18 protein-coding genes and 3 pseudogenes are annotated in these 26,426 nt (G+C 71.8%); 6 read left to right on the top strand and 15 right to left on the bottom strand.

Annotated elements, in window-relative coordinates; all coding sequences use genetic code 11:
* Window positions 1-433, top strand: a 433-nt coding sequence (locus SSOG_RS01460; protein ID WP_039936277.1) for a short-chain dehydrogenase, incomplete at its 5' end; no start/stop codon positions are given.
* A 46-nt stretch (window positions 434-479) separates the two neighbouring features.
* Complete coding sequence (locus SSOG_RS01455) at window positions 480-1,469, top strand: alpha/beta fold hydrolase (protein ID WP_009712409.1); 990 nt, start codon at window positions 480-482, stop codon at window positions 1,467-1,469.
* Here the strand turns inward: SSOG_RS01455 and SSOG_RS01450 are convergent.
* The 4 genes and pseudogenes from SSOG_RS01450 to SSOG_RS58195 form a co-directional block, all read right to left on the bottom strand.
* Window positions 1,466-2,269: an inositol monophosphatase family protein gene (locus tag SSOG_RS01450; protein ID WP_039940448.1), complete on the bottom strand. Its 804-nt coding sequence runs from the start codon at window positions 2,267-2,269 to the stop codon at window positions 1,466-1,468. The two genes, SSOG_RS01455 and SSOG_RS01450, sit on opposite strands and share 4 nt — an antisense overlap.
* Window positions 2,270-2,299: 30 nt before the next feature.
* Window positions 2,300-3,078 (bottom strand): annotated as a pseudogene (locus tag SSOG_RS01445) (SDR family NAD(P)-dependent oxidoreductase).
* Window positions 3,079-3,125: 47 nt separating this feature from the next.
* The gene (locus SSOG_RS57325; protein ID WP_281048055.1) at window positions 3,126-3,581 is read right to left on the bottom strand and encodes an enoyl-CoA hydratase/isomerase family protein; all 456 of its coding nucleotides are present in this window, start codon (window positions 3,579-3,581) and stop codon (window positions 3,126-3,128) included.
* Between the two features lie 64 nt (window positions 3,582-3,645).
* Window positions 3,646-4,131, bottom strand: a pseudogene (locus SSOG_RS58195) (enoyl-CoA hydratase/isomerase family protein); the annotation flags it as partial.
* Between the two features lie 261 nt (window positions 4,132-4,392).
* Here SSOG_RS58195 and SSOG_RS01435 point away from each other — a divergent pair.
* Complete coding sequence (locus SSOG_RS01435) at window positions 4,393-5,250, top strand: sugar phosphate isomerase/epimerase family protein (RefSeq protein WP_009712405.1); 858 nt, start codon at window positions 4,393-4,395, stop codon at window positions 5,248-5,250.
* 30 nt (window positions 5,251-5,280) lie between these two features.
* Here SSOG_RS01435 and SSOG_RS01430 read toward each other — a convergent pair whose 3' ends face one another.
* From SSOG_RS01430 to SSOG_RS01415, 4 genes are read right to left on the bottom strand one after another with little or no spacing between them, the layout of a single operon-like run.
* Entirely contained in the window at window positions 5,281-6,300 is a 1,020-nt protein-coding gene (locus SSOG_RS01430) for a Gfo/Idh/MocA family protein (protein WP_039936276.1), read from the bottom strand.
* Entirely contained in the window at window positions 6,297-7,322 is a 1,026-nt protein-coding gene (locus SSOG_RS01425) for a Gfo/Idh/MocA family protein (RefSeq protein ID WP_009712403.1), read from the bottom strand. The genes SSOG_RS01430 and SSOG_RS01425 overlap by 4 nt, the downstream gene beginning before the upstream one ends.
* 32 nt (window positions 7,323-7,354) lie before the next feature.
* On the bottom strand, window positions 7,355-8,116 hold the full coding sequence (locus tag SSOG_RS01420; protein WP_009712402.1) for an SDR family oxidoreductase: 762 nt from the start codon (window positions 8,114-8,116) through the stop codon (window positions 7,355-7,357).
* Between the two features lie 17 nt (window positions 8,117-8,133).
* On the bottom strand, window positions 8,134-9,312 hold the full coding sequence (locus tag SSOG_RS01415; RefSeq protein ID WP_009712401.1) for a phytanoyl-CoA dioxygenase family protein: 1,179 nt from the start codon (window positions 9,310-9,312) through the stop codon (window positions 8,134-8,136).
* Window positions 9,313-9,423: 111 nt separating this feature from the next.
* Here SSOG_RS01415 and SSOG_RS01410 point away from each other — a divergent pair, with 111 nt between their 5' ends.
* The gene (locus tag SSOG_RS01410) at window positions 9,424-10,440 is read left to right on the top strand and encodes a LacI family DNA-binding transcriptional regulator (protein WP_009712400.1); all 1,017 of its coding nucleotides are present in this window, start codon (window positions 9,424-9,426) and stop codon (window positions 10,438-10,440) included.
* A 57-nt stretch (window positions 10,441-10,497) separates the two neighbouring features.
* Here SSOG_RS01410 and katG read toward each other — a convergent pair whose 3' ends face one another.
* Window positions 10,498-12,714, bottom strand: coding sequence for a catalase/peroxidase HPI (katG, locus tag SSOG_RS01405; RefSeq protein WP_009712399.1), 2,217 nt, complete (start codon window positions 12,712-12,714; stop codon window positions 10,498-10,500).
* Window positions 12,715-12,960: 246 nt separating this feature from the next.
* On the opposite strand from katG, the gene SSOG_RS01400 reads away from it, so the two are divergent.
* Complete coding sequence (locus tag SSOG_RS01400; protein WP_009712398.1) at window positions 12,961-13,371, top strand: Fur family transcriptional regulator; 411 nt, start codon at window positions 12,961-12,963, stop codon at window positions 13,369-13,371.
* Here the strand turns inward: SSOG_RS01400 and SSOG_RS01395 are convergent.
* On the bottom strand, window positions 13,368-14,621 hold the full coding sequence (locus tag SSOG_RS01395; RefSeq protein ID WP_009712397.1) for an MFS transporter: 1,254 nt from the start codon (window positions 14,619-14,621) through the stop codon (window positions 13,368-13,370). The genes SSOG_RS01400 and SSOG_RS01395 overlap by 4 nt on opposite strands.
* Window positions 14,622-14,691: 70 nt before the next feature.
* Between SSOG_RS01395 and SSOG_RS01390 the strand changes: the two genes are divergently transcribed.
* Window positions 14,692-15,684, top strand: coding sequence for a GlxA family transcriptional regulator (locus tag SSOG_RS01390; protein ID WP_009712396.1), 993 nt, complete (start codon window positions 14,692-14,694; stop codon window positions 15,682-15,684).
* Here SSOG_RS01390 and SSOG_RS01385 read toward each other — a convergent pair.
* From SSOG_RS01385 to SSOG_RS55385, 5 genes and pseudogenes are all read right to left on the bottom strand, one after another.
* Entirely contained in the window at window positions 15,648-17,237 is a 1,590-nt protein-coding gene (locus SSOG_RS01385; protein WP_009712395.1) for an ABC transporter substrate-binding protein, read from the bottom strand. The genes SSOG_RS01390 and SSOG_RS01385 overlap by 37 nt on opposite strands.
* Before the next feature lie 6 nt (window positions 17,238-17,243).
* Complete coding sequence (locus SSOG_RS01380) at window positions 17,244-19,355, bottom strand: P-loop NTPase family protein (RefSeq protein WP_009712394.1); 2,112 nt, start codon at window positions 19,353-19,355, stop codon at window positions 17,244-17,246.
* A gap of 227 nt (window positions 19,356-19,582) precedes the next feature.
* A complete protein-coding gene (locus SSOG_RS01375) occupies window positions 19,583-22,789 on the bottom strand; it encodes an NACHT domain-containing protein (RefSeq protein ID WP_425385454.1) in 3,207 nt (1,068 codons plus the stop codon).
* Window positions 22,790-22,951: 162 nt separating this feature from the next.
* Window positions 22,952-25,774, bottom strand: a complete 2,823-nt coding sequence (locus SSOG_RS01370; protein WP_009712392.1) for a beta-L-arabinofuranosidase domain-containing protein — start codon at window positions 25,772-25,774, stop codon at window positions 22,952-22,954.
* A 133-nt stretch (window positions 25,775-25,907) separates the two neighbouring features.
* Window positions 25,908-26,426, bottom strand: a pseudogene (locus SSOG_RS55385) (sigma-70 family RNA polymerase sigma factor); the annotation flags it as partial.

The following is a 26,426-nucleotide window of genomic DNA, read 5'->3' as shown; positions in this document are numbered from 1 at the left end:
GCAGTCCCGGCGGGACTACCGGCCGAAGCGCTCCTACGGACGGTCCAAGCTGGCGCAGATGTTCTTCGGCCTCGAACTCGACCGCCGTCTGCGCGCCACCGGCAGCACGGTGGCGAGCGTAGTGGTCCACCCCGGCGGCGCCCTGGACTCCCTCACCCCTTCGCGGCCGCCCGTCCACGTACCCACCCTCGGCACCCGGCTGTGCGGGGCGCCCGCGGGAGTCCTTCTCCAGGGCAAGCACGCCGGTGCGTGGCCCGCGGTGCGAGCGGTGCTCGATCCCGAGGTGCGCGGCGGGCAGCTGTGGGGACCGCGCGTCTTCGGCCTGCGCGGCAGGCCCCGGACCGAACCGGTGTGGGCCCACCTCACCGACACCGCCGTCGCGGCGCGGCTGTGGGACATGAGCGGTGCCCTGACCGGTAGTGCGTGCATATAGCATCGTTACTCAGCAGTAGAGCCCCCCACGCGGAAGAGGAAGCACAGTGCACAGCCCGGTCAAGCATGACGTCGTCGAGGTGAACGGAGTGCGGTTGCACATCGCGGAGCAGGGGCAGGGACCTCTGGTCCTGCTGCTGCACGGCTTTCCGGAGAGCTGGTACTCCTGGCGCCACCAGTTCGGCCCGCTGGCCGAGGCCGGATACCGCGTCGTCGCCCCCGACCAGCGCGGCTTCGCCCGCAGTGAGCAGCCCGAGGACATCGCCTCGTACACCCTGCTCCATCTGGCCGGTGATGTGATCGGGCTGATCCGCGCCCTCGGCGAGGAGCGGGCGGTGGTGGTCGGACACGACTGGGGCGCGCCGGTCGCCTGGATCACGGCGATGCTGCGCCCCGATGTCGTACGTGCCGTGGCCGGGCTGAGCGTCCCGCCGGCGCTGCCCGCCGGAATGGCCCCGCCCTCGGTCACCCGGAGGGTCTACGGCGAGGGCTTCTACCAGAACTACTTCCAGCAACCGGGCGTCGCCGACGCCGAGTTGGGGCAGGACATCGCGTCGTCCCTCCGCCGGATCCTGTTCAGCGGCTCCGGGGACAACCCGAAGAACGAGCGGCCCCGGCCCTGGGTCGTCCCCGAGGGCGGGGCGCTGCTGGACACCGTGCCCGAACCGGACCAGCTGCCCGGCTGGCTCACCGAAGCGGACATCGAGGTCTTCGCCCGCGACTACGCCGAACACGGCACCCGGGCCTTCACCGGCCCCCTCAACTGGTACCGCAACATCGAGCGCAACCAGGAACTCCTCGCCCCCTTCCGGGGCCGTGGCATCGATGTGCCCGCGCTGTACATGGTGGGCGACCGCGACATGGTCACCTCGTTCCGCGGGATGGACACCCTGCGCGCCTCACTGCGCCGGATCGCGCCCCGGCTGCACGACGAGGTGACGCTGCACGGCTGCGGTCACTGGACCCAGCAGGAGCGCCCGGACGAAGTCAACGCCGCCCTGCGGGACTTCCTCGCCCACCTGGACGGCGACGTCTAGCTGCCGCCGTGGCCCGCCCGGGCGGCGCGCCAGATGCCGTACGTCTCCTCCGCCGCCCCGGGCGCCGCGACCAGCAGCCCGCCCGACGGCGTGCCCGCGTTCGGCCCGGTGTCGTCGTACGCGAGCGCGCCCGCCTCCCGGCAGATCAGCAGGGCGGGCAGGCCGTCCACCGCCTGGAACCTGCCGATCGCGCCCGCGACGGCCCGGCCCGCCGCCACCTGGGCCAGCGACAGTGCCGTCGAGCCCATGATCCGCACGGTGCACAGGCGGGCGGACAGCTCCGCGAGGACGCGGTCCATGCCGTGCCACGGGGCATGGGCCGCCCACTCCGTCATCACCACCTGCCCCCGCACCTCCGTGGCGTCGGTGGCCCGGATCGGCTCCCCGTCCAGGCGGGCGCCCTCACCCCGTACCGCGGTGAAGACCTCGCCCCGCCAGGGGTCGGCCACCAGGCCGAGCAGCGGCCCGGACGCGTCGGACAGGCCGAGGGAGAACGAACTCCAGCCCACCCCGTGCGCGTAGTTCGTCGTGCCGTCGACCGGATCCACCACCCAGCTCGGCGCCCCCGCCGCGCCCTCGCGCACCCCGTACTCCTCGCCCTCCACCCGGTGGCCGGGGAAGGCGCGCAGCAGTACGGAGCGGACCTGGCGCTCGATCAGCTCATCGGTGTCGGTGACCATGTCGGCCGCGTTCGCCTTGTACCGCACGTCGCCGGTACGGGGGCGGCGCATGGCCTCCACCGCCCACCGCGCCAGCTCACCGGCCACCGCCACGGCCCGGCGCAGCTCGGCCTCGTCCATCGTGGACACGTGTCCTCCGTCTCTTACCGCTCACATCCGCAGATGCGACGCCCCGTTGAGGTCCAGGACCGTCCCCGACGCCCAGGTGGCCTCCGCCGATGCCAGATACACCACCGCGGCCGCCACCTCCTGCGGTGTGCCGACCCTGCCGAACGGACTCTGCTCCCGCAGTGCGTCGCCCGACTCCCCGGTCAGCCGCCCCGCCACCCGCTCGGTGGCGGTGAACCCGGGCGCCACCGAGGTCACCGCGATCCCGTGCGGCGCCAGCGCGACCGCCAGCGACTGGCCGAGCGCGTGGAGGGCCGCCTTGCTCGCCCCGTAGGCCGGATGGTCCGGCTCACCGCGGAACGCCCCGCGCGAGCCGATGTGCACGATCCGGCCGGGTGCGCCACGGCCGATGAGGTGCCGCGCCACGCAGTAGCTCACGTTCGCCGCCCCGAGCAGGTTCACGTCGACCATCTGCCGCCAGACCTGCTGCCACTCCGCGTACGACACGTCGGCGACCCGGTGGGCGTTGTCCTCCGAGGTGGCCACGGCGGCGTTGTTGACCAGCACATCGACCCCGCCCAGCGCCTCCTCGGCGGTGTCGGCGATCCGCTGTGCCCCTGCCGGGTCACCGAGGTCGCCGCCGATGACCACATGGCCCTCGCCCGGCAGCTCAGCCCGGGTCTCCTCGGCGTCCGCCGCCCCGCGCCCCGTAAGTGCACGGCCACCCGGTCGCCACGCTCCGCGAACGCCCGCGCGACCGCCCGGCCGATGCCCCGGGACGCCCCGGTGACCAGTACGCCCCTGCTCACAGGACCCGGCACAGCACACCACTTCCTCTGCGGTGGTAGGTACACAGCGGGGCACCACGTTAGCCGCCGAGCAGTTCGGCGATCCGCTCATGGGGAACGGCCTCCGCCGAGCCGTACGACCAGCGCGCGTCCCCGGTCTTGTCCACCAGCTTCGCGCGGACACCCTCGGCGAAGTCCGGCTCACGGACCAGCCGGGACGCCACCGCCAGATCCCGCCGGAGGCATGCGGCGAGGGTGTCGCGCCCGCCCAGGCGCAGCAGCTCGTCGGTCAGCCGGAGGCTCAGCGGTGACGCGGCCGCGAGGGAGCCGAGCGTCGTCTCCGCCCATGCCGAACCGTCCGCCCGGAGGCGGCCGAGCACCTCGGACAGGGTGCCGGGCGCGAACGCGGCGGCGATGCGGTCGCCGGTGTCGTCCAGGTCGGACGGTGGCGCGGTACGGGCGTATTTGGCGAGCGCGTCGGCGGGTTCGGCCGTGTCCAGGGCGGCGGTGAACTCGGGCAGATCGGCGGAGGACACGAAGTTGGGTCGCCAGCCCCGCCGTGACCGCGTCGGCCCCGCTGAGGCGAGCGCCCGTCAGCCCGAGGTAGCGGCCGAGGGCGCCGCCGAGCCGGGGCAGGAAGAAGCTGGCACCGATATCGGGATAGAAGCCGATGAGGGTCTCCGGCATCGCGAACACCGACCGCTCGGTGGCCACGCGCACCGCACCGTGCACGGAGATGCCGAGGCCGCCGCCCATGGCGACCCCGTCGATCAGCGCCAGATACGGCTTGGGGTACTCGGCGATCTCCTGGTTCAGGGCGTACTCCTCGCGGAAGAAACGCGTCGTTGCCGCGGAGTCGCCCCGCAGCGCCGCCTCACGGATCGCCCGGATGTCCCCTCCCGCACAGAACGCCCTCGGGGTGCCGCTGCGGACGACGACCGCGCGGACACCGGGGTCGTCACGCCACTGGTCCAGCGCCGCACGCATGGCCAGCACGGTGTCGGTGTCGAGTGCGTTGAGCGCGGACGCGCGGTTGAGCACCAGATGTGCCACCCCGTCGCGCACCGAGGTTTCGACGGTTGCCATGAGTGCCTTTCAGGATCAGCGGGAGGGTCCCTGGTTCCCCGGGCGGAGATCACCCACGGTAGACGCGGCGGTCACCGCTCACGACATCGGCCCTCCTCGCCCCGGCCCGTGCGGGGCGAGGAGATACCGAGGGGAAAGAGATGTGCCGATGATGGGTTAATGAGGGTTTCCGCCTCTTCAGCAATCCACTCGGGCACGCCTAACGTGTGCGTCCAGGTGAACGGCCCGGCCGCAGGCCGCCCCTGAGAGGAGAACGCCATCATGACCGCCGAGGATCTGCTCGCCACCTGCTGGACCACAGCGGGGGACGCCGCGCCCGGACGGGACGACCAGCGCAGCCCGCTGACCCTGCGCGAGCGGGCGGAGGCGGCGGGCGCCGCCGGGTTCACGGGCTTCGGGCTGCTGTACGCGGACCTGGTGGAGGCCGAGCGCGCGTACGGACTCGCCGGGATCCGGTCGCTCCTGGAGGACAACGGACTCGTCCACCTGGAGCTGGAGCTGCTGGTCGACTGGTGGGCCGACGGACCGCGGCGCGCGGCCTCGGACGCGGTACGCCGCGACCTCCTGCGGACCGCCGAGGCGCTCGGCGCCCATCACATCAAGATCGGCCCCGATGTCGAGGACCGGCCCTGGGACCCCGACGCCTGGGCCGAGGAGTTCGCCGCCCTGGCCGCGGAGGCGGACGGCGTGGGCGCCCGGCTCGGCATCGAGTTCCTCCCCTGGTCCAACCTCAAGACCGTGCACGACGGACTCCGGCTGGTCGAGGCCGCCTGTCACCCGGCGGGCGGCCTCATCATCGACGTCTGGCACACCGAGCGCGCCCACACCCCACCGGCCGACCTGGCGGGCGTACCGCGGTCGCGCATCGTGGGCGTGGAGCTGAACGACGCGGACTGTCAGGTCGTCGGCACGCTCTTCGAGGACACCGTCCGGCGTCGCCGCCTGTGCGGCGAGGGCTCCTTCGCCCTGCCGGACATCATCGCCGCGCTCCGCGCCACCGGCTGGTCCGGCCCGTGGGGAGTGGAGATCCTCTCCGACGCACACCGGGCGCTTCCGGTCCGGGAAGCCGCCGACGTGGCGTACCGCACCGCCCTGGAGGTGCTCCACCCGGCGAGGTGACGAGGAGGGGGCCGGGTCGGCCCCCTCCGTTCACACCGCGGTGGGTACCACCGTCCGCGGCCGGACCGGGAAACCGGCCGCGCGGTAGCAGTCGTCGATGAGACGCATGGTCGTCAGCGCGTCCTCGGCGTCGAGGAGGCGTGGCGCGCCATGGCGCAGCTGGGCGGCGAAGGCTTCGAGCTGGTACGTGTACGAGGACCGGCGGCCGAGTTCCTCGACGCGTTCACCGGCGGCCGTACGCACCACGACCCGGTCGTCCAGATGCGGCTGGACGAAGTTCACCGCCGTCGCCTCGCCGCGTGTCCCCACGACCCGGCAGCTCATCCGCCACTCGTGGTACGCCATGTGGCAGCGGGCCGTACCGGTCGCGCCACCCGGGAACTCCAGGTCGGCATCGAGCCATTCGTCCACTTCCGGTGTCCCCGCCCGCTCCGCGCCGCGCGCGGCGACCAGGCAGGGCGCGCCACCGGCCCAGGGGGCGAGCACCCGCTGCGCGTGCAGGCTGTAGCACCCCAGGTCCATGAGCGCGCCACCAGCGAGCGGGAGCGACCAGCGCACATCGGTGTCCGGCGGCGCGGGCATGGCCACCACGGTCTCCACATGCCGGAGTTCCCCCAGCTCCCCGCCGTCCAGCAGGTCGTGCAGCCGCCGGGTGACGGGATGGAACAGATAGTGGAAGCCTTCCATGAAGACGGTGCCCGCCGTGAGCGCCGCCCGATGGACCTCGGCTGCCTCCTCGGCGTTGCTCGCGGACGGCTTCTCGGTGAGGACGTGTCTGCCCGCCGCCAGGGCGGCCAGGTTCCACGGCCCGTGCAGCCCGTTGACCAGCGGGTTGTAGACCACCTCGACCTCCGGATCGGTGACGAGGGCGGCGTACGACGCGGCCACCCGCTCGACGCCGTGCGCGGAGGCGAACGCCTCCGCCCGGCCGCGGTCGCGGGCGGCCACCGCGACCAGACGGTGGCCGCCCGCACGGGCCGGACCGACGATGGACAGTTCGGCGATCCGGGCCGCGCCCAGCACACCGATCCGCAAGGGCTCGTCCGTCATGCCGTACGCACCTCATCGCGGCGCCCCCGCAGCTCTTCGAGCCGTACGGGCCGGTGCTCGTGCAGCGACAGGGCGCAGGCCTCGGCGATCCAGCTCGCCTCGATGGCGTCCGCCACCGTGCAGGGCGAGGTCCGGGCACCCGCCACCACCTCCGTGAAGGCGGTGAGTTCGGCGCGGTAGGCGTCGGCGAAGCGGTCCATGAAGAAGTCGTGCGGCGGTCCGGCCGGGAAGCTGACCCCCGGTTCGACCGAACGCAGCGGCAGCCTGTCCTCCAGGCCGACCGCGATGCTGTCCGTCATGCCGTGCAACTCCAGACGTACGTCGTAACCCCGGGCGTTGTGCCGGGAGTTGGAGACGACGGCGATCGTGCCGTCGTCGAGGGTGAGCAGCGCGGACGCCGTGTCGACGTCGCCCGCCTCACGGATGTACTCCGCACCCCGGTTGCCGCCGGTCGCGTACACCTCGGCCACCTCGCGGCCCGTCACCCAGCGCACGATGTCGAAGTCGTGCACGGCGCAGTCACGGAAGATGCCGCCCGAGACCGCGACATAGGCGGCCGGGGGAGGGGCGGGGTCCAGCGTGGTGGACCGTACGGTGTGCAGCGGCCCCAGCTCGCCGCTCACCACGGCCCGGCGCGCGGCCATACAGCCCGCGTCGAAGCGCCGGTTGAATCCGATGTGCACGTGCGAGCCGCTGTCCTCGACCGCGCGCAGCACCTTCACGCCCTCCTCGATCCCGCGGGCCACCGGCTTCTCGCAGAACGCGGGCACACCCGCCTCGACCGCGGCGAGGATCAGCTCGGGGTGGACATCGGTCGCGGCGGCGATCACGACGCCGTCCACGCCCGCGGCGAACACGGCCTCGGGGGAGTCCACCGCGGTGGCGCCCCACCGTTCCGTGGCCAGGGTGGTGGCGGCGGCCACCGGGTCGGTGACCACCAGGGAGTCCACCGTGTCGAGTCCGGACAGGGTCTGTGCGTGGAACGCGCCGATCCGGCCCAGCCCCAGGATGCCCATACGCATGACGTTCGTACTCCTTCAGCCCACGGGGCGGTTCAGCCGAATCCGCCGATGACGTTCTGGTCCCAGTCGATGACCGAGCCGGTGACCACACCGCTGCGCTCGGAGAGCAGGAAGACCACGAAGTCCGCGATCTCGTCGACCTGCCCCAGCTTTCCCATCGGCTGCGCCGCGGCGGCCTCTTCCCGCCAGTCGTCGCCCGCGCCGTGGAAGGCGCGCTGCGTCGCGTCCTCGCCCTCGGTGTCCGTCCAGCCGATGTTGACGCCGTTGACGCGGATGCGGTCCCAGCGGTGGGCGTAGGCCGCGTTGCGGGTCAGACCCGCCAGCCCCGCCTTCGCCGCGGAGTACGGCGCGAGATGGGGCGGGCCGCCGTGTGCGCAGTTGGAGAGGATGTTGACGATGGTCCCCGGCGCCTTGCGGGCCGTCATGTCGGCCACCGCCGCCTGCATCGCGAAGAACGGCGCGCGCAGGTTGATCGCCATATGCGCCTCGAACAGCTCCGGCGTGGTGTCCAGCAGCGAGCCGCGCGAGGTCAGCCCGGCCGCGTTGACCAGGCAGTCGACGCGGCCGTGGGTGTCCACGGCGCGTACGACGCTCGCGCGCGCCTGCTCCGGATCGGACAGGTCCGCGCGGACGAAGCGGGCGCCGGTGTCCGCGGCGAGCGGTTCGGCGACCTCGGCCCGGCGCCCGGTGAAGACGACGGCCGCGCCTTCGCGCACGGCCGCCCGCACGATCCCCGCGCCCACGCCCTGGCTGCCGCCGTTGACCAGGACGATCTTGTCCTCGAGGAGTCCCATGAGGTGTCGCGCCCCCTTCAGCTCTTGCGGCGCTCGGCGCCCGCGTGCAGTTCCTGACGCAGCCGCTCCGGGTCCCAGCCCTCGGCCACGGCCTGCCGGAGGGTGTCCGCCTGGGACAGCGGGGCGAGCCCGCCGACAGGCGGGTCGAGGTCCAGATGGGTGGGGAAGGGATAGCCCTCGGCCGTGGCGGCGACCACCCGGCGCAGCCACTCCTCGGAGACGCCCTCGGCCTTGCGGCGCAGCAGCACCGGGAAGAGCGCGTTCGCCATCGCCTGGCGGTCCACGCTCTCCATCGCGCGGCCGAAGGCGGAGGAGATCTGGAGCAGATTGGCCATGCGCTTGATGTCGGCCGAGCGGTTGTGCCCGGCGGCGTGGAACAGCGCGGGGTTGAAGAACACCGCGTCGCCCTTCTCCAGCGGCAGTTGCACGTGGTGGTCCTCGAAGTACGCGATGAACTCCGGCAGCCGCCAGGCCAGATAGCCGGGCTCGTACTTCTGCGAATGCGGTAGGAACAGCGTCGGCCCCGACTCGACCGGCATGTCGCAGTGCGCCACCGCGCCCTGGAGGGTCAGGACCGGCGACAGCCGGTGGACGTGCGCCGGGTACGCGGCCGCCCGCTCCTGGGGAAGGAAGCCCAGGTGGTAGTCGCGGTGCACACTCTGCGCGGCGCCACCCGGGTTGACCACGTTGACCTGCGAGGTGACCTGGTACGCCGGGCCCAGCCACGCCTCGGAGACCAGCTCCAGCAGGTCGTTGGCGTAGTAGTCGGCGAACGCCTCCGGCGCGCGCACGGCCATCTTGTCCAGCGCGTTCCACACCCGGTCGTTGGCGCCCGGCTTGGCGAAGTGGTCACCGCGTGCGCCGCCCCGCGCCCGCTCCTCCTCGATCAGCGCGTTGAACGCGCCGGACGCGCGGTCCACGACGGCGGGGTCCGGATACGCGCGCCGCAGCACCACCACGCCGGGCCCGTCCAGCAGGGCCCGCACCAGCTCCTCCTGTACGGCCCGGCGCCCCTCCCGGGTGGCCGCGAGGGCGCGGAGCCGGGCGCCGTCGTACAGCGGGACACCGCGCTCGATCCGCTCGGCCGAGGGGTGGTCGTGCGGGTCGGTGCCCCGCTCGACCAGGACACGGAACGCGTCGAGAGCGCAGTCGTCCTCGGTCAGCCACGTCCGTGGTGCCGTGTCGGTGGGGGACATCCCGGGTCCTTTCGCCGTGCCTGCGTTTCTGCCAGTCTTATGAACCCGCTTCCATCAAGCAATCCGCAGCAACCCATCAAAAACCCATCATCGACTGTCGGGAAACGAGCCATGCGGCATCCCTATACGATCAAGGAGATAGCCCGGCAGGCCGGGCTGAGCGAGGCCACCGTCGACCGGGTCCTCAACCACCGGGGTGGCGTACGGGAGAGCACCGTCATGGAGGTGCACCAGGCGGTCAAGGACCTGGACCGCCAGCGGACCCAGGTCCGCATCGGGGGACGGACGTTCATGATCGACATCGTGATGCAGGCGCCGGACCGGTTCTCCACCGCCGTACGCGACGCACTCGAGGCCGAACTCCCGTCCCTCCACCCCGCCGTGGTGCGCTCGCGCTTCCACTTCCGGGAGACCGGCCCCTCCTCGGAGCTGATCGCGGCCCTGGACAAGATCGCCAAGCGGGGTTCCCAGGGCGTGATCCTCAAGGCCCCGGACGTGCCGGAGGTCGGGGCCGCCGTCGGCCGCCTGGTCGAAGCGGGCATCCCCGTCGTCACCCTGGTGACCGACCTGCCCAGCAGCGCGCGCATGGGATACGTCGGTATCGACAACCGCGCCGCCGGGGCCACCGCCGCCTATCTGGCCGGGCAGTGGCTCGGCGGCCGTCCCGGACATCTGCTCGTCACCATCAGCCGGGGATCCTTCCGCGGCGAGGAGGAACGCGAGATGGGCTTCCGCGGCGCGATGCGCAACGCCCACCCCGGGCGGTCCCTGGTGGAGGTCACCGACAGCGACGGCCTCGACGCCACCCAGCGCGACCTGGTCCTCGCGGCGCTGGAGCGCGACCACGACATCGTCGGCGTCTACTCCATCGGCGGTGGCAACGCCGCGACCCTCGACGCCTTCGACACCCTCGGCCGGGAGTGCGCGGTGTTCATCGCCCACGACCTGGACCACGACAACACCCGGCTGCTGCGCGAACGCCGCCTCTCCGCTGTGCTCCACCACGATCTGCGCCAGGACATGCGCCGCGCCTGCCAGACCATCATGCGCGCCCACAAAGCGCTGCCCGACGACGGGCCCGCCCTGCCCTCGGCGATCCAGGTGGTGACCCCGTACAACATGCCGTAAAAAACGTCCAGGCCGACCCGTGCGGGCCGACCTGGACGTTTATGCGAGCAGGACCGATCAGACGAGGTCGTACCGGTCGAGGTCCATCACCTTGGACCACGCCGCGACGAAGTCCTTCACGAACTTCTCCTTGGCGTCATCGCTCGCGTAGACCTCCGCGACCGCGCGCAGCTCCGAGTTCGAGCCGAAGACGAGGTCCGCACGGGTGCCCGTCCACTTGACCTTGCCCGAGGCGTCGCGGGCCTCGAACGTGTCCTGGGCCTCGGACGTCGACTTCCACTCCAGGCCCAGCTCGAGCAGGTTGACGAAGAAGTCGTTGGTCAGCTTCCCGGGGGTGTCGGTGAAGACACCGTGAGAGGACTGGTCGTAGTTCGCGCCCAGGACGCGGAGGCCACCGACGAGGACCGTCATCTCCGGGGCGCTCAGGGTCAGCAGGTTCGCCCGGTCGACCAGCAGGTACTCGGCCGGAAGCCGGTTGCCCTTGCCGACGTAGTTGCGGAACCCGTCGGACTTCGGCTCCAGCGCCGCGAACGACTCGGCGTCGGTGTGCTCCTCGGTCGCGTCGACCCGGCCCGGGGTGAAGGGCACCTCGATGTCGTGGCCCGCGTCCTTGGCCGCCTTCTCCACGGCGGCGGAACCGCCGAGGACGATCAGGTCGGCCAGGGACACCTTCTTGGCACCGGAGTTGAACTCCCGCTGGATGCCTTCGAGGGTGCGCAGGACCGTCGCCAGCTCCTCGGGGTTGTTGACCTCCCAGCCGCGCTGCGGCTCCAGGCGGATGCGCGCGCCGTTGGCGCCGCCGCGCTTGTCGCCGCCGCGGAAGGTCGAGGCCGACGCCCACGCGGTGCTGACCAGCTGCGAGACGGTCAGGCCCGAGTCGAGGAGCTTGCCCTTGAGGGCCGCGATGTCCTCGGCGCCGATGGTCTCGCCCTCCGCCTCCGGCAGCGGGTCCTGCCACAGCAGGGTCTCCTCCGGGACCTCCGGGCCGAGGTAGAGCGACTTCGGGCCCAGGTCGCGGTGGGTCAGCTTGTACCAGGCGCGGGCGAACGCGTCCGCGAACTCCTGCGGGTTCTCGTAGAAGCGGCGGGAGATCGGCTCGTAGATCGGGTCGAACCGCAGCGACAGGTCCGTGGTGAGCATCCGCGGGCGGTGCTTCTTCGACGAGTCGTACGCGTCCGGGACGATCTCCGGGGCGTCCTTGGCCACCCACTGGTTGGCCCCGGCCGGGCTCTGGGTCAGCTCGTACTCGTACTCGAAGAGGTTCTTGAAGAACCCGTTGCTCCACTCGGTCGGGGTCGTGGTCCAGATGACCTCGAGACCGGAGGTGATCGCGTCCGCGCCCTTGCCGGTGCGGAAGGAGTTCTTCCAGCCGAGGCCCTGCTCCTCGATCGTCGCGGCCTCGGGGTCGGCGCCGACGCTCTCCGCGGGGCCCGCGCCGTGGGTCTTGCCGAAGGTGTGACCGCCCGCGATCAGGGCGACCGTCTCCTCGTCGTTCATCGCCATCCGGCGGAACGTCTCACGGATGTCGCGGGCCGCGGCCAGCGGGTCCGGGTTGCCGTTGGGGCCCTCCGGGTTGACGTAGATGAGGCCCATCTGGACCGCGCCGAGCGGGTTTTCCAGCTCCCGGTCGCCGGTGTAGCGCTCATCGCCGAGCCAGGTGGTCTCGGGGCCCCAGTAGACGTCCTCGTCGGCCTCCCAGACGTCCGCGCGGCCGCCGGCGAAGCCGAAGGTCTCGAAGCCCATCGACTCCAGGGCGACATTGCCGGTGAGGATCAGGAGGTCGGCCCACGAGATGCTCTGACCGTACTTCTTCTTGACCGGCCACAGCAGACGGCGTGCCTTGTCCAGGTTCCCGTTGTCCGGCCAGCTGTTCAGGGGGGCGAAGCGCTGCTGGCCCGCACCGGCGCCGCCGCGGCCGTCGCTGATCCGGTAGGTGCCCGCGCTGTGCCAGGCCATACGGATCATGAACGGGCCGTAGTGGCCGAAGTCGGCCGGCCACCAGTCCTGCGAGGTGGTCAGCACCTCGGCGATGTCCTGCTTCACGGCCGCGAGGTCGAGGCCCTGGAACGCCTCGGCGTAGTCGAAACCCTCGTCGAGGGGGTCGGCCACGGCGGGGTTCTTGGCCAGGATCTTCAGATTGAGCCGCTCCGGCCACCACTGGCGGTTTCCGCCGCCCTGGGTCGGATGCGGGGCGCGCCCATGCGCGACCGGGCAGCCACCGCCCTCGCCCTCCGTCTTCGCGTCTACGACGATTGCTTCATGGTTCTCAGACATGGGAATCCTTCCGGACCAGGCGGATCAGGTGCCCAGGAACTGCGGGCGGTGGAACAGTCGGGGCCGGGCCCCACGTCTCCGTCTCCTGCCGAATTGGAGTCTTCCTGTCCCTTGGCTATCGCCGGAACCGATCCTACGATGGACAGGGTCTAAGTCAATAAGCACGCCAAACCCAGATCCCATCAGAGTCCCGGACCCCCGTGGGTAAGATCGGGACACCCACCGAACGTGAATAGGTGAGCCTGTATGAGTGACCTGCTGCGGCGACTGCGAGGACGTGGCTGGCGGATGACTTCCCAGCGACGTGTCGTCGCGGAGGTCCTCGACGGGGACCATGTGCATCTCACCGCCGACGAGGTGCACGCCCGCGCGGCGGAGCGACTGCCCGAGATCTCCCGGGCGACCGTCTACAACACCCTGGGCGAGCTGGTCACCCTCCGCGAGGTCACGGAGGTCTCCACCGACGGCCGCGCCAAGCGCTACGACCCCAACGCACACCACCCCCACCAGCACCTGGTGTGCTCCAGCTGCGGCACCATCCGCGACGTCCACCCCACCGGCGATCCCCTGGCCGCCCTCCCGACCGAGGAGCGCTTCGGCTTCACGGTCTCCGAGGCCGAGGTCACCTACCGCGGCCTGTGCCCGACCTGCGCCTAGGAGGGCATCCCGCCGTTGCCGCCCTCCTGGCCGGTGCTGGACGAAGTGCATTCCAGCGTTGCGCTCGGCGGCAGTTCACCGCTGACGGCCCGGCCGTCGGCGAGCCTGCGGGGGCTCGGTGTGCCGCGCGGTGGCACCAGTAGCGCTATCACCCCCACCGCGGCCGTCGCCAGGAACGCGGCCCGCAGCCCGAACGCGTCCGCCACCGCCCCCAGTGTGGCCGGCCCTGCGATGGTCCCTGCCGCCAAGAAGGCCACCGTGGCGCTGAAACCGGTGGCCGGACGGTCCGGGAAGACGTGATAGCTCCATACCGCCAGCAGCCCGGAACCGGCCATGAACAGCGGCCCGTACAGCACCGCGGAAGCCGCCACCGCGGGCAACTCTCCCGGCGCCAGGCCCAGTAGAACGACTGCTGTGGCCAGTCCGCCGAAGATCCCGGCGTGTACCCGGCGCAGCCCGTACCGCCCGATCGCGTGCCCAGTGAGCGCGCCACCGGTGCCGGCAAGCCCCATGAGCGTCCAGAACAGCGGCGCGGTGGCGGAGCTGTTGCCCCGGCCCGCCTCGACGGCGGCGACGGCGTACTGCCAGTAGACGGAGCCGACCAGCCCGTACGTCACGGCCGTGGCGTACAGCGGCGCGGCGGAACGGCGGGCGAACCAGCGCAGACCGACACGCTGCCGCCCCCGGTGCACACGGTGCCCACCCCGCGGCAGAACCCGGGCGTTGTACACGGTCGTCACCAGCGCCACCGCCGCGAAGAGCAGCCACACCGCGCGCCACCCCGTGTCCTGGGCGACCAGGGCGAGGGGCCCCGCCGCGACGACGCCGAAGGCCGTACCGGTCGCGATCACTCCCATCGCCCGCTCCCGCCTGCCGGCCGGCACCATCCGGTCCACGGCATCGGAGTACGGCGCCCACGCCCACCCCGCCGCGGTGCCCGCGAGCACCAGCCCGGCGGTGAGTTGCACCGGCTCCCGCGCCGTGGCGACCAGGGCCATACCACCGGTCGCCGAGGCGCCGCCCGCGATCACCATGGGCCGTGGCCCGAAGCGGGAGACAAGCGCACCGACGGCGAGCAGCGCCAGGAGGTAGCCGACGTAGGTGGCGCTTCCCATGGCACCCACGAGGGACATCGACAGACCGAATTCGCGGCGCAACTCCGGCTCGAAGAGTCCGTATCCGTAGCGGGCAAGGCCGAAGGTGACACCGATAGCCGCCGCTCCTGCGAGCAAGAGTCTCTTCTCAGTCATGTGTCGATGCTCTGACCTGCGGCTCAGCGAGACGACTGGCAGAAACGTCAAGGTGTACTAGATTTACGCCATGCCCGGCTGCCCGACCGCAAGCACGCCCCGCCCCCTCCGCGTCGCCGTCACCCTCCTCGAAGAAACCTCCCTCTTCGAGCTCTCCGTCCCCTGCGCCGTCTTCTCCGGCGAGGGTTACACCCTCGTCCTCGCCGCCACTGCCCCCGGCGGCACCCAGCGCGCCCCGGGTGGCCTGCTCCTCGCCGCCGACCACGGCCTGGAGGCACTGCGCACCGCGGACCTCATCGTGGTGCCCGCATGCAGGATGTACGTCGATTACGAGCCCTCGGACGCACTCCTCGACGAGTTGCGCGCCGCCCACGCCCGCGGCGCCCGCATCGCCTCGCTCTGCACCGGCGCCTTCGTCCTGGCCGCCGCGGGTCTGCTCGACGGCCGCACGGCGGCGACACACTGGATGTACGCCGACGATCTGCGCAGCGCGCACCCTCGGGTCCAGGTCGACGCCCGCTCCCTCTACCGCGACGACGGCGACATCCTCACCAGCGCGGGCACGGGCGCAGCGATCGACCTGTGCCTGCACATCGTCCGCACCGACTACGGCACGGCAGCCGCTGCCGAGGTCGGCCGCCGCATGGTCATCGCCCCACACCGCGAGGGTGACCAGACGCAGTACGTGCCGCCGGCACCGACCCCGTCACGCCCCGAAGGTCTGGCCCCGGTGCTGGACTGGGCGCTGGCGCGGCTGCACGAGCCGCTCACCATCGCGGAGCTGGCGGACCGCGCGGGGATGAGCCTGCGCACCTTCGGCCGCCGCTTCGCCAGGGAGATCGGCACGACTCCGTTGCGCTGGCTCAACCAGCAACGGGTGGCGCGGGCACGAGAGTTGCTGGAGACGACGAACCTGACCATCGACACGGTCGCCGAGCGCAGCGGCCTGGGCACGGCGGACGGCCTGCGACAGCACTTCCACCGGACGGTGGGCACGACACCGGCCACCTACCGCCGCACGTTTGGTCAGGAGGGGCAGGCGTTCTCGGGGCCGTCGCGGTAGGTGCGGTAGACGGTGGACGAGGACGGGGTGGCGGGGCGGGCGGGGGGTGGGTGCTCGACGACGGGGACCGGTTTGCACACGGCCCACTGGTCGTTCTTGCCCGGGCCTTCGAAGCCGTAGGTTCCTCCCGCGCCGATCAGACAGGAATCGCAGGAGTCGCCGGAGATGCTCGGGTAGTTGAGGGTGTTGTAGACGTCGGCCTTCATGGGCATGCGCGGGGACTTCGCGGACTGGCGGCCGCCGTCGTTGAATTCGGAGAAGGTGCGGTCCACGGCGTTGGCGAGGAGCGCGAAGGCGTCGTGGTACATCACGGCGTAGCCGTCGTCGAGGTCCTCGGTGTGGAGCGCGTGCCGCTCCTTCAGCTGGTCGAACTGCTCGAGGAAGCGGCCGAGAGCCTTCTCGGGCTTCTTCTTTCCCCGCCACCAGGCGGGGTCGACGCAGGACGCGTCGACTATCGTCGCCCGGGCGTCGTCCAGCCGCTGGTTGAGCGCGTCGGTGGTGAGGGTGGGTTCCAGGCCGATGCCCACCTTGAGGATGCGCAGCTTCGTGGTGCGGCCGCAGTCGCCCTCCTGGGCCAGGCGCTCGATGAACGCGGGCAGGTCCTGGTCGCGGCCGGCGAAGAAGACGGTGTCGGACTTCTCGTTGCAGATCTTCCGCACGGGGTCGGTGAAGCGCTGGGGGATTCCCTGGTCGGTTCCGGAGGTGCCGGTGAAGTTCGTGTTGTGGTGGGCCAGTCCGTACGTACGGCCGAATTGTCTTTCGAAGACGCTGCGCAGGTTCTTCGAGTACACGTCGCCGTCACGGTTGTCCCAGACCAGGAAGCCCCGGGCCTTCCCCGGCCGCTTCTCCAGGTAGCCCGCCAGGGCGCGGGCGAACTGGTCGTTGTTGGCCGAGGTCTTGAAGAAGTACGGGGCGTTCATGTTGGCCGCGGTGATGACCGGGCCGACCGTGGGGATCTTGTGCGTGCTGAGCGCGGCGATCGCGCTGCGCGTCTCCGGCGTACTGCTGGGGATGCCGGTCACGCCGACCAGGGGCGCGCGCTTGTCCGTGGCCAGTTCGGCGAGGCGGGTGACGACGGGTTCCCACTGGTCGAGGTTACGGCCGTCGGGGGCGAGCAGCAGCTGATAGTGCGGGCCGCCGAAGCGGTTGGCCTGCCGCTGCGCCGCGAGGGCTCCGGCGAGTCCGCGGCGGATCATGTCCGTGGTCATGGCGCTGTGTTCATCGGCGGTGAAGGGCATCATCAGCGCGATGCGCACGTACGGGATCTCGGGGCCGCTCGACGGGGACTCCGCGTTCTGCCGCACCCGGGCGTTCTCGTCGGCCACCGCCTGGATGAGGCTCTTGAGTCGCGGGTCCGCCTCGAAGGCGTTCGCGGTGACGCCCACGCAGTCTCCGTCGATGTCCCGCAGATCGTCACCGCATCTTCCGGGGCCCCGCGCCATGCTGACGGCGACGGCGATCGCGGCGGCGGCCAGTGCGCCGAGCCCCAAGACGGCCAGCCATTCGAGCGGACCCCACTCGCGGGGATGACGACGGAACAGACGCAGCAGCATGCTTCCTCACTGACCGGTGATGGGGAAGGGGCGCTTCTTCCGCGCCGCCGCAGGCCAGCTGCGGGCGGCCTGGCCCAGAACGGCGTGCCAGGACGGGTGCCGCGGTGAGAGGTAGGCCAGTTCTTCGCCGACGGCCTTGCACATGTCGGGGTCCGGTTCGGCGTGCGGTTCGGACACATGCCACAGGGCGTGCAGCAGCCGGTTGACGCAGCGCTCGATCTCGTGCAGCCCCGCATACCGGCCGTCGTGCACGCCGAGGGCGACCTGCATACGATCGTCGCTCCACTCACCGGCGGGCGGGGTGGGCGCGGTGGCGGCGTACTGGAGGCACACCAGCCAGTGCCCGGCGGCGTGTTCGTCCTGCTCCGACTGGAACTCCTCCGCCAGCATCGCCACCACGGCCTCGGTGTTCCCGGCGGCGAGCGTATGCCGCAGGGCGTCCGCCTCGCCGCTCTCGCCGCGCTGTGCGTGGTGCATCCGCAGAAAGCGGTGGATGTCCTGCCAGCCTCGGCCGTCGTCGGCCGCCCGCGAGGTGCGGCGCGCCTCGTGTACGAGAAGGGTCCGCAGCAGGGGGTCGGTGACCAGCGGCTCGTCCGGCGGGGTGAGGCGCTGCCACTGCTGCTCTTCGAGGTAGTCGGTGGCGGAGTTGGCGGGCAGCTGATCGGGCCCCTGGAGGCGCAGATGGTCGGCCAGCGCCTCGGCCGCAGTGCTGTCGCGGGCGAGCGAGAGCAGGGTCAGCCGGTCGCGCTGGCGCCGGTTCGGCAGCAGCTGTTCGAGGAGCGCTTCGGTGACCGGGCGACCGTCCTCGGCGTGGAGGTGGAGCAGATCCCGCGGGCCGACGGCGGCGCCCTTCGCGGTGGCGTCCAGTACCGCCGCGCACAGCACGGTGGTCACCGCGGGATGCCCGCCGGTGAGGGAGTGCACGGCGGACGCCAGATAGGGGTGCAGCGGCCGGGCGGGCCGGTCCGGCACCAGGAGCGGCAGGATGTCGTCCCGGCTCAGCGGGGTGAGGGGGACGGTGAGCAGCCCGGCGGACGGCTCGAGGCCCTTGCGTTCCCAACCGGAGGACTTCACCAGGTCGGGCAGGTCGCGGTGGACCGCGGCGGGGGCGTCCTCCGGCGGGCCGCCGAGCCGGGTGGCCACGACGACCAGCTCCTCGCGGTCGGGGCGCGCAGGGCTGGCCCGGTGCTCCAGGAGCAGATCGAGGAAGTTCTGCCCGGCCGGGTGGTGGGTGTCGTCGAGCAGGACGAGCGGCCACGGCTCCCGGTTCCACCGCTGCAACCTGCCGTAGGAGGCGGCCACATCGTGGAGGAAGGCGGCCATCAGGCTCTGCTCGGCCGCATGCCGGTAGTCCCCGCCCTGCTGGAACCACTGCCCGAGCAGCACCAGTGGATCCTGCCCCTCCGCGCCCCGGGGAAAGCGCCGCCGGTACCACTCCTGGGCCGGGGCCGACGGGTACCGCTCGGCGTACTCGGCCACCACGGAGGCGGTGACCGCGTCCCGGCCCGACCAGTCCGAGGCGTCCGACCAGTCCGAGGCATCCGACGGGACCGGCTCCGCGCCGATGGCGTCCTCCGGACCGACGGCCTCCAGACGGCCCTCGATGGCGGTGGCCCAGACGTGCCGCAGCGCGTTCTCGTCCCCGCCGGTGAGGCGGCAGGCGAGCAGCAGCCGGGCGAACCGGAGACACGCCGCGTCCCGCTGCTCGGCGTTGCCGTGGTGCCAGCCGGAGACGGCGAACAGACCCGGCAGCAGAACGGGGAAGCGGCGGCGCAGCCCGGGCGCGAGCCCGCACACCAGCTCCGCCAGGATCTCGACCACGGTGGAGGCGGTGGGAACGCCGCCGTCGGCCGGTGCGGACGGGAAGGCGGCGGTTTCGGTGGCGACGACCCGGACATGGGCGAGCGGCAACCGGTCCCGGTAGCACGCGCCCAGTTCCGCGAGGACGGCGCTGCGCCCGATGCCGTGGTATCCGGTCACCAGCACCACGGGCAGATCGCCCTGGTGCTCCCGGGCCGTACGGGACCTCTCGTCGAAGGCCAGGCCGGTGAGCCGGGGAACGAGCGAGCGCAGCAGGGGGTCCCGGCCATAGAGCGGTGACCCTTCCGATACGCGCATCTGGCTGTGTCCCGCCTCCGCTGCTCAACGCTGCCGGCGGCCACAACTCCGGAGGCGGGCGGCACCGCTCCCCCGAGACATCAGCCGCTGACATCCGTACCAACTACGCCTGTAAACAGAGAATTTACCCGTCAAGGGAGCAACACACCAGGTGAAGGCAGGATCGGTACGAGGTAGTGACCAGCGGGGACTTCGCGTCGAACACGGGTGCGGGGCGAGGGCGGGTATCAGGGGTGCGGATAGACATCCAGTTCGACGCTGTCGGGAAGCGAGTCCGCCCCGCGGATCTCGCCGGGGTAGACGAGCCGCACCCGGCGCAGTCGGCGCAGTCCGGCGAGGGAGGCGAGGTCCAGCTCCGCGACCTGCGACAGATGGATCTCCTCGAGCCCCGGAAGGCGCCGGGCGATCCGCCGCAGCGGCACCGCGGCACCCGCCCTGGCCCATACATCCAGATGGGTGACCTGGGGAATCTCGGTACGAGGGGCGAACAGCAGCATGCTCAGCTGCTGCGGGGAGAGCGTCAGCTTGCGCAGGTTCGGCAACTCGGCGACGAGCGAACCCCACTCGTCCGGCGTCAGCCGCTCGCTCGCGTCCTGGAGCCGCAGCTCCTCCAGCCCCCGGCACGCCACGATGCCCGCGAGCTGGGCCGCCGCCGACGGCAGCGCCAGCAGCCGCAGCTCGGCGGCGCGCGGAAGGTCGGACAGTCCGCGCCAGGGCACCTCAGGGCCGACGAGGAGGCCCTCGAGGCGGGGGCAGTCCGCCAGTTTCAGCAGCGTCTCGAACTGGGGGAGATCCCGCAGCTCCAGCCGCCGCAGCCGCGGCAGCCGGGTCAGCGGCGCCGGATCCTTGACGTTCCGGCAGCCCTGGAGGGCGAGCGTCTCCAGCTCGGGATAGGCGGAGAGCAGCCCGAGATCCTCCAGCTGGAGGGTGTTGCGCAGTCGCAGCTCGCGCAGCCCCCGCGGGTCGAGCGAGTCGCGGATCTCGTCGGGGCTGAAGTCCCCATGGAGGCCGACCCGCTGATACCCGGACATGGTGCGCAGCGCGTCCAGCTCGGCGTGGGAGCGCACCGTGACGATCTCCTCGGGTGCGGTGTCGAGGAGCGGGCGCACGATTTCCTCGGCGTACGTCGTCGTGTCGAACCGGTCCCAGTGGCCGAGGAGCTGGGCGCGCACCGCGGGCTGGCCGGTGCGCAGGAACTCCCGGAGCCGGGGGATGGCGGCGTCCCCGCCGATCTGGCATATCGCGTGGACGGTGGCCAGTTCCTCGTCGCCCTCCAGATCCTTCGCGGCGGGCAGCAGGCCGAGCAGCAGCGGGCCCGTCTGCGCCAGCGACCTGGCCTCCCGCAGACTGCGCGGCGGGAGCAGCCGCGCCGCCCGGTCCTCGATCGCCTCCCGCACCGTCGGCTCCAGGCGGGTGGCCTGTTCGAGGGAGGCGAGGGCGAGGAGCCGTAACCGCGCCCGCACCGCAGCGTCCTGCTCGCGGTCGCCCCGCTCGCGGAGGCGGGTCAGCAGGTCGGCGCGCTCCTGGTGACGGGCCTGTGCGACGGCCATCTGAACCACGTCCTCCCACTGGTCCAAGTGCGCGTTGTTCACCAGCATGCCCATGTCGCGCTCTTCCAGTACGGCCCTGGCGCCCAGGAAATCCTGAAAAGTCCGGTGAATGAAGTTCACCGCACCCGTGGCGGGTTCCCGCAGCAAACCGGAACGTTCCAGCAGATGCTGCAAAGCTTCCTCCGCCGTCCCGACTTCCGCCAGACGGGGGACGGAGGGCTGTAGCCGCCGGACCACGTCCACCGCGTCCGGACGGTCCAGCTGGGTCCGCTCGTTGCGGATCAGCCAGTACGCCAGTTTCTGGAGCGGCTCCGTCGCCGACTTCTGGTCCAGCACCGGGCGGCTGCGGCCGTACACCTCACGCTCCAGGTCGCGCCGCTCCAGGAGCATCGACAGCGCCGCCTCGTACAGCGAGGCGCGGCCCTGGGGCAGAAAGCCGCGGCGCTCCCGGTGCAGGGCGCAGATCAGGCCGCACATCAGCGGGTTGGTCGCCAGGCGGCTCAACTCGGGGCTCCTGCGCAGCGACAGCGTCAGCGACTCGCCCAGCTCCTCCGACGCCCCGGCCGCCGCGTGCCAGCGCCGGATGAACTGCTTCATGTCGGCGGGCCGCATCGCGGCGAGCGCGAACTCCTGGAAGCCGTCGCGCGCCAGCCAGCCCCGCTCCAGGGCCGAGGGGCGGGAGGTGAGCAGCCACAGATTGCCGGGGAAGACGGCGAGCAGCTTCTTGAGCCAGGCCCGAGTGCGGGTCCGGTCCTCCTTCGGGATCTCGTCGGCCCCGTCGATCAGGAGCACGCCGCGCCCGTGCTGAAGCACCCGTGCCGCCCATCCCTCGGGTTCCGTACCCACCAGTGGACAGCCGATCCAGCGCAGGAAGTCCTCGGGCATGGGCAGTTCGGCGTCCTTGCGCGCCAGGGTGCGCAGCGGCAGGACGAAGGGGACGCGGCCGAACAGCTGCGACAGCCCGCCCGGCACCCGCTCCTGCTGCGCCGTGGCGAGGGCCAGCCACTGCACCAGCGTCGTCTTGCCGGTGCCGGCGAGCCCGCGCAGCAGCACCCGCTCATGGCGGGCGAAGATCGCCTCGGCCGGGCCCGCGGCCCGCTCGGCCTCCGCGGGGTCCCGGTCGCTGCCGGGTTCACCGTTCTCCACCGGGGCCGGATCGGTACCCTCGCGGTACGGCCTGGCCTCCAGGCTCAGATACGCGGTCTCCAGCGGCCAGTCCTGGCCGTCGGGTTCGCGCAGATCGACGCCGTAGATCGTGAGCCTGCCGTGGCACTCGACGACGTAGCGCGCGTAGTCCTCCTCGAACTCCGCGTCCTGGCGGCTGATGTCGGGCAGTCGCCGCAGGATCCTGTCCAATTTCTCGCTCTGCTCCCGGATCTCGCGGCTCTGCTCGATCTGGGCACGGGCCGCGAAACCGGGCCGCTGGCTGAAGAAGCGCATGAGATGGACGCACGCCGTCTCCAGGAGGCGGTCGTGGAAGCGGGCGGCGTCGTCGCTGAGGAGCCTGCGGGTGTCGGGGCCCGCGCTCCTGGACAGCTCCGCGGCCAGCCGCTCGGGGCCGAGCGCGAAGGCGTGGACGTCGTCCATGTCGAGGTCGCCGAGCGCGTGCAGGGTGCGGGTGAGCGCCTGCCCGACGGAGTCGTGCTCATCGGCGCCGATCGGCGGATCGTGGGGCCCCGCGGCCCGCACGGCGCGGCGGACCAGCTCCCGGGCGAGCTTGTGCAGATCGTCCTCGGTGAGGGTGCGGTGCTCCTTGGCGAAGGCCACCAGCCGGCGGATCGGGATCGGGCGCTCACCGAACTCGGCGGCCGGTGCGCTCGCGGGCGGCACCAGCAGTCGTTTGACCATCGGCACGACCACTGCCGATGCGATCCGGAGCCCCACCGTGCCGCCGTCCACAGCAGCCCCTCTCTCACCAGCGCCGACGCGCTTCCCCCGCCGGGGCCCGTACCCCTCGGCCCCCGCTCACCATAGCCGCGGACGGCCGCGTTGAGGCAGGGCGCGCGGCGCCGGGCTTGTGCCGGGCGCCGCCGCCGTTACGTTCGTTCAGGATAGGTAGTCGGCCTTCTTCGCCGTGGCGACGACGCGCCGACCGTCCGCGGCGGTGAGCAGCCCCGCGCTCACCCAGGCATCCACGGTGGACTGGACGCGCTTGACCAGTGCGCCCTTGGTCCGGTACGGGGCGGCGGCCCAGACCGCGTCGAGGAGGGTGGTGCCGTCGTCCCGGGCCGGGTTGGCGACGCCGGAGTCGAGGGTGCCGAAGACCACGGTCGGCTCGGAGCGGTGGAAGTAGGCGTGCGTCGGCTCCTCGGTGCCCTCCCAGAACGGGGCGAACTCGACGCCGTCGAGCGTGTAGTGGAGCGGCTTGCCCGGTACGGGGGTGAGCGTGGGCAGCAGGTCCCCGGAGAGGGCGGCGTTGCGGTAGAGGCCGAAGGTGAGGAAGGACGTCCGCGCGTCGCGCGCCACCAGGTTGACCGGACCGTGGAACAGGGTCTGCACGCGCGGGTCGTCGAGCGCCTTCTCCACCCGCAGCCGGAACGGGATGTCGACCCGGACGGTGTCTCCGTCGCGCCAGGTGCGGGACACCGAGGCGTAACTGCCGGGGGTCCAGGTCCCCTTGACCGCCCTGCCGTTGACCGTCACCCGGAAGCCGTCCGTCGCCCACGCGGGCACGCGCAGCCGCAGATCGAAAGCGGCGGTGCGGCCCCGGACGGTGAGCGTCGAACCCTGCTCCCTCGGATAGCCGGTGGACTGGGTGACGGTGATGCCCTTCTCCGCCCAGGTGAGCGTGGACGGGCTGTACAGGTTGACGTACAGCGCGGTGCCGTCGGCCCGTTTGAAGTACACCGAGTCCTGGTACTTGGTGGCGCTCTCCATGCCGGTGCCCTCGCAGCAGGTCGTGCCCGCCTTGGGGGTGTAGTCGCGCACATGCCCCGGCACCAGGCCGATGAAGTACGTGACGAGCGGCTTCTCCGCGTCGGCCCGGTCCTGCTTGGAGCCGAGCACCTGGTTGTACAGGGCGCGCTCGTAGTAGTCCATGTACGCCGGGTCCTGCTCGTGGAAGAACAGCATCCTGCTCAGCTTGAGCATGTTGTAGGCGCAGCAGGTCTCGGCGGTGGTGTCACTGAGGGTCTTGGCGATGGCGCCGCGCGCTCCCCAGAACTCCCGGTTGCTGGTGCCGCCGATCCCGTACATCCGGGTCGGGACGACCATGTCCCAGAAGTTCTTCGCCGCGGTGAGGTAGCGCTCTTCCTCCGTCTCGTCGTACAGCCGGACCAGACCGGTGAAGATCGGGATGTGCTGGTTGGCGTGCAGTCCGTCCAGGGTGTCGTCGCCCGCGGCGCAGGCGTCGATGAGCTTGTCGAGGTCGAACAGGCGGGCCAGCGCCAGGTGCTGGGCCTTACCGCTGAGCGCGTACAGATCGCAGATCGCCTCGACGATGCCGCCGAACTCGCCGCTGGAGAAGATGCCCCACATCCGCTGGAGGGTGCTCCGGGGCAGCTTGGACAGCCGGGAGTACATCCAGTCGCACATGCCCATCGCGAGGTCCAGGGCCCGCGCGTCGCCCGTGGCGAGATGGGCGTCGAGCAGCCCGCGCAGGATCTTGTGCGCGGTGTAGTACGGCGCCCACACCACGGTGTAGTCGCCGCTGGTCATCGACTCCAGCGTGATGAACTGCGTCTCCGGGTACGCCGCGAGGAACCCGGGGTGGCTCGGCGCTCCCCAGGTGCGGCGCAGGGTGGCGTGGCGGTCGTGGCCCGAGGAGTCGGCGAAGGTGCCGCCGGTGGTCTCCTCGAAGGTGTACGCGGCCAGGTTCCCGGCCCCGGCGGACGACTCGGCGGCCGGGCTTTTTTGAAGCTCGGCGATCTGGGCCGCGGTCAGGGCCCGCGACCAGATGTTGACCTCGTCGAAGGCGCCCGCGAACACCGGGTCGGCGGCGTAGTGGGACCGGCCGAGCCAGTGGTCGCGCAGGGTGCCCAGGGCCGCCGGGGTGAGGGGCATCGCGGTGTTCTTCGCGACCGCCGAGCCGTTGACGTACAGGATTCCGGTGCCGTCCGCGATCGTCACCGCCACATGGCTCCACTGCTCCAGGGGCAGGGGCGCCGTGCCGTCGAGGCCCTGCTCGCCGCCCGCCCCCGAGGTGGTGATGGCGAAGCGGGGGTTGCCCTTGGCGTTGCGGGCGGTCAGATAGAGATAGCGGGTGGTGTCGTCGCCGAAGTCGAGGATCCGGGTCCAGCCCGCGTCGTGGGCGGGTTTGACCCAGGCGGCGAGGGTGACCGCGGTGGCGCCGCCGAGCACGGTGTCCGGCAGGTCGACGTACCGGTAGGACCCCCGGACGTTCTCCGCTGCGGTGCCGAACCTGCCCGGGACGCCGAGCACCACCGGATCGCGCCGCAGCGCCTCGCGGACCTCGTCCAGCGCCCCGACCATGTGGCGGATCTTGTCCGCGTACACCTTTTCGCCGGTCCCGGTGTACGCCTGGGAGAGCATGGTGAGGAAGTGGCCGGTGAAGTGTCCGCGGAGGTTTCCGTTGGCCTCGCCGTCCAGCCCCTCCCAGCCGCCCGGTGCGACCGCACCACGGGTGGACAGGCCCGCGTTGGCCCGGAAGACCTGGAGCAGCCGGTCGACGTCGTAGCCTCGGCCGAAGTCCAGCATCAGTTGGCGCTTGGCGGTGAAGACGCTTGTCCGGAGCGCCACGTCCTCGGGGTTGAACGGCCGCAGCGTCCAGGCGGCGGCCGGGACCTTGGCACCGGTCGCGGCCCCTGAAGCGGCAGTTGCCCGGCCGACGGCTAGCGAGGTCAGTGCCGGGGCCGCCGCGACGAGGGCTGCGGCACGGAGGACGGCGCGTCTGGCGGGTGCGGGTGCCATGGATGGCCTCGTTTCTGGGGGCGACGGACAGGTGTTCTCTGTTCGATATGTCAAACATCGTTCGGAAAGGCGACCAGAAAGTAGAACGCCGGTCAGGACACGTCAAGAGATGGGACGAGAGTTGGCACCCGCGTCAGTGGGGTGGGGGAGTGACCCGGGATCGCTGCGGCACGGTCGCGGGGTCCGCGGGCCGTGCGCGCGTCAGATACTGCGGCACCGGGGCCGTGTCCCCGCCGGTGTCGCGGACCAGCCCGTAACGCACGATGCCCGCGCCCGCGTCGGGCGGCGTGGCCACGTCGTCGGTCACCTGGTCCAGGCGGGACGCCTGGGCGAAGAGGTTGTAGTCCGCGCCCTGTTCGTTCTGATGGAGGGTGACGCTGCCGTCCAGCCAGAAGTACTCGTTCTGCCACATCTGCTGCGTCCCGGTGGGCAGCACGGTGGTGCCGGTGGCGGGGCCGCCCATCCAGGTCGTGCCGTCCGTCGAACCCGGAGTCACGTCGTCCAGGCGCCGCCCGCCGCCGGAGGCCACGTGGAAGAGCTTGCCGCGCAGACCGGTCCATGTCGGCATGGCGAGCGCGCCGGGGCGCTGCCCGGGCAGCACCTGCCAGCGCACCCGGAAGTAGCCGCTCCTCTTGAACGTGACCCGCTCGCC

Source organism: Streptomyces himastatinicus ATCC 53653 (assembly GCF_000158915.1).
In the GTDB taxonomy this organism is placed as follows: Bacteria; Actinomycetota; Actinomycetes; order Streptomycetales; family Streptomycetaceae; genus Streptomyces; species Streptomyces himastatinicus.
This window is presented reverse-complemented; position numbering and strand designations above follow the sequence as displayed.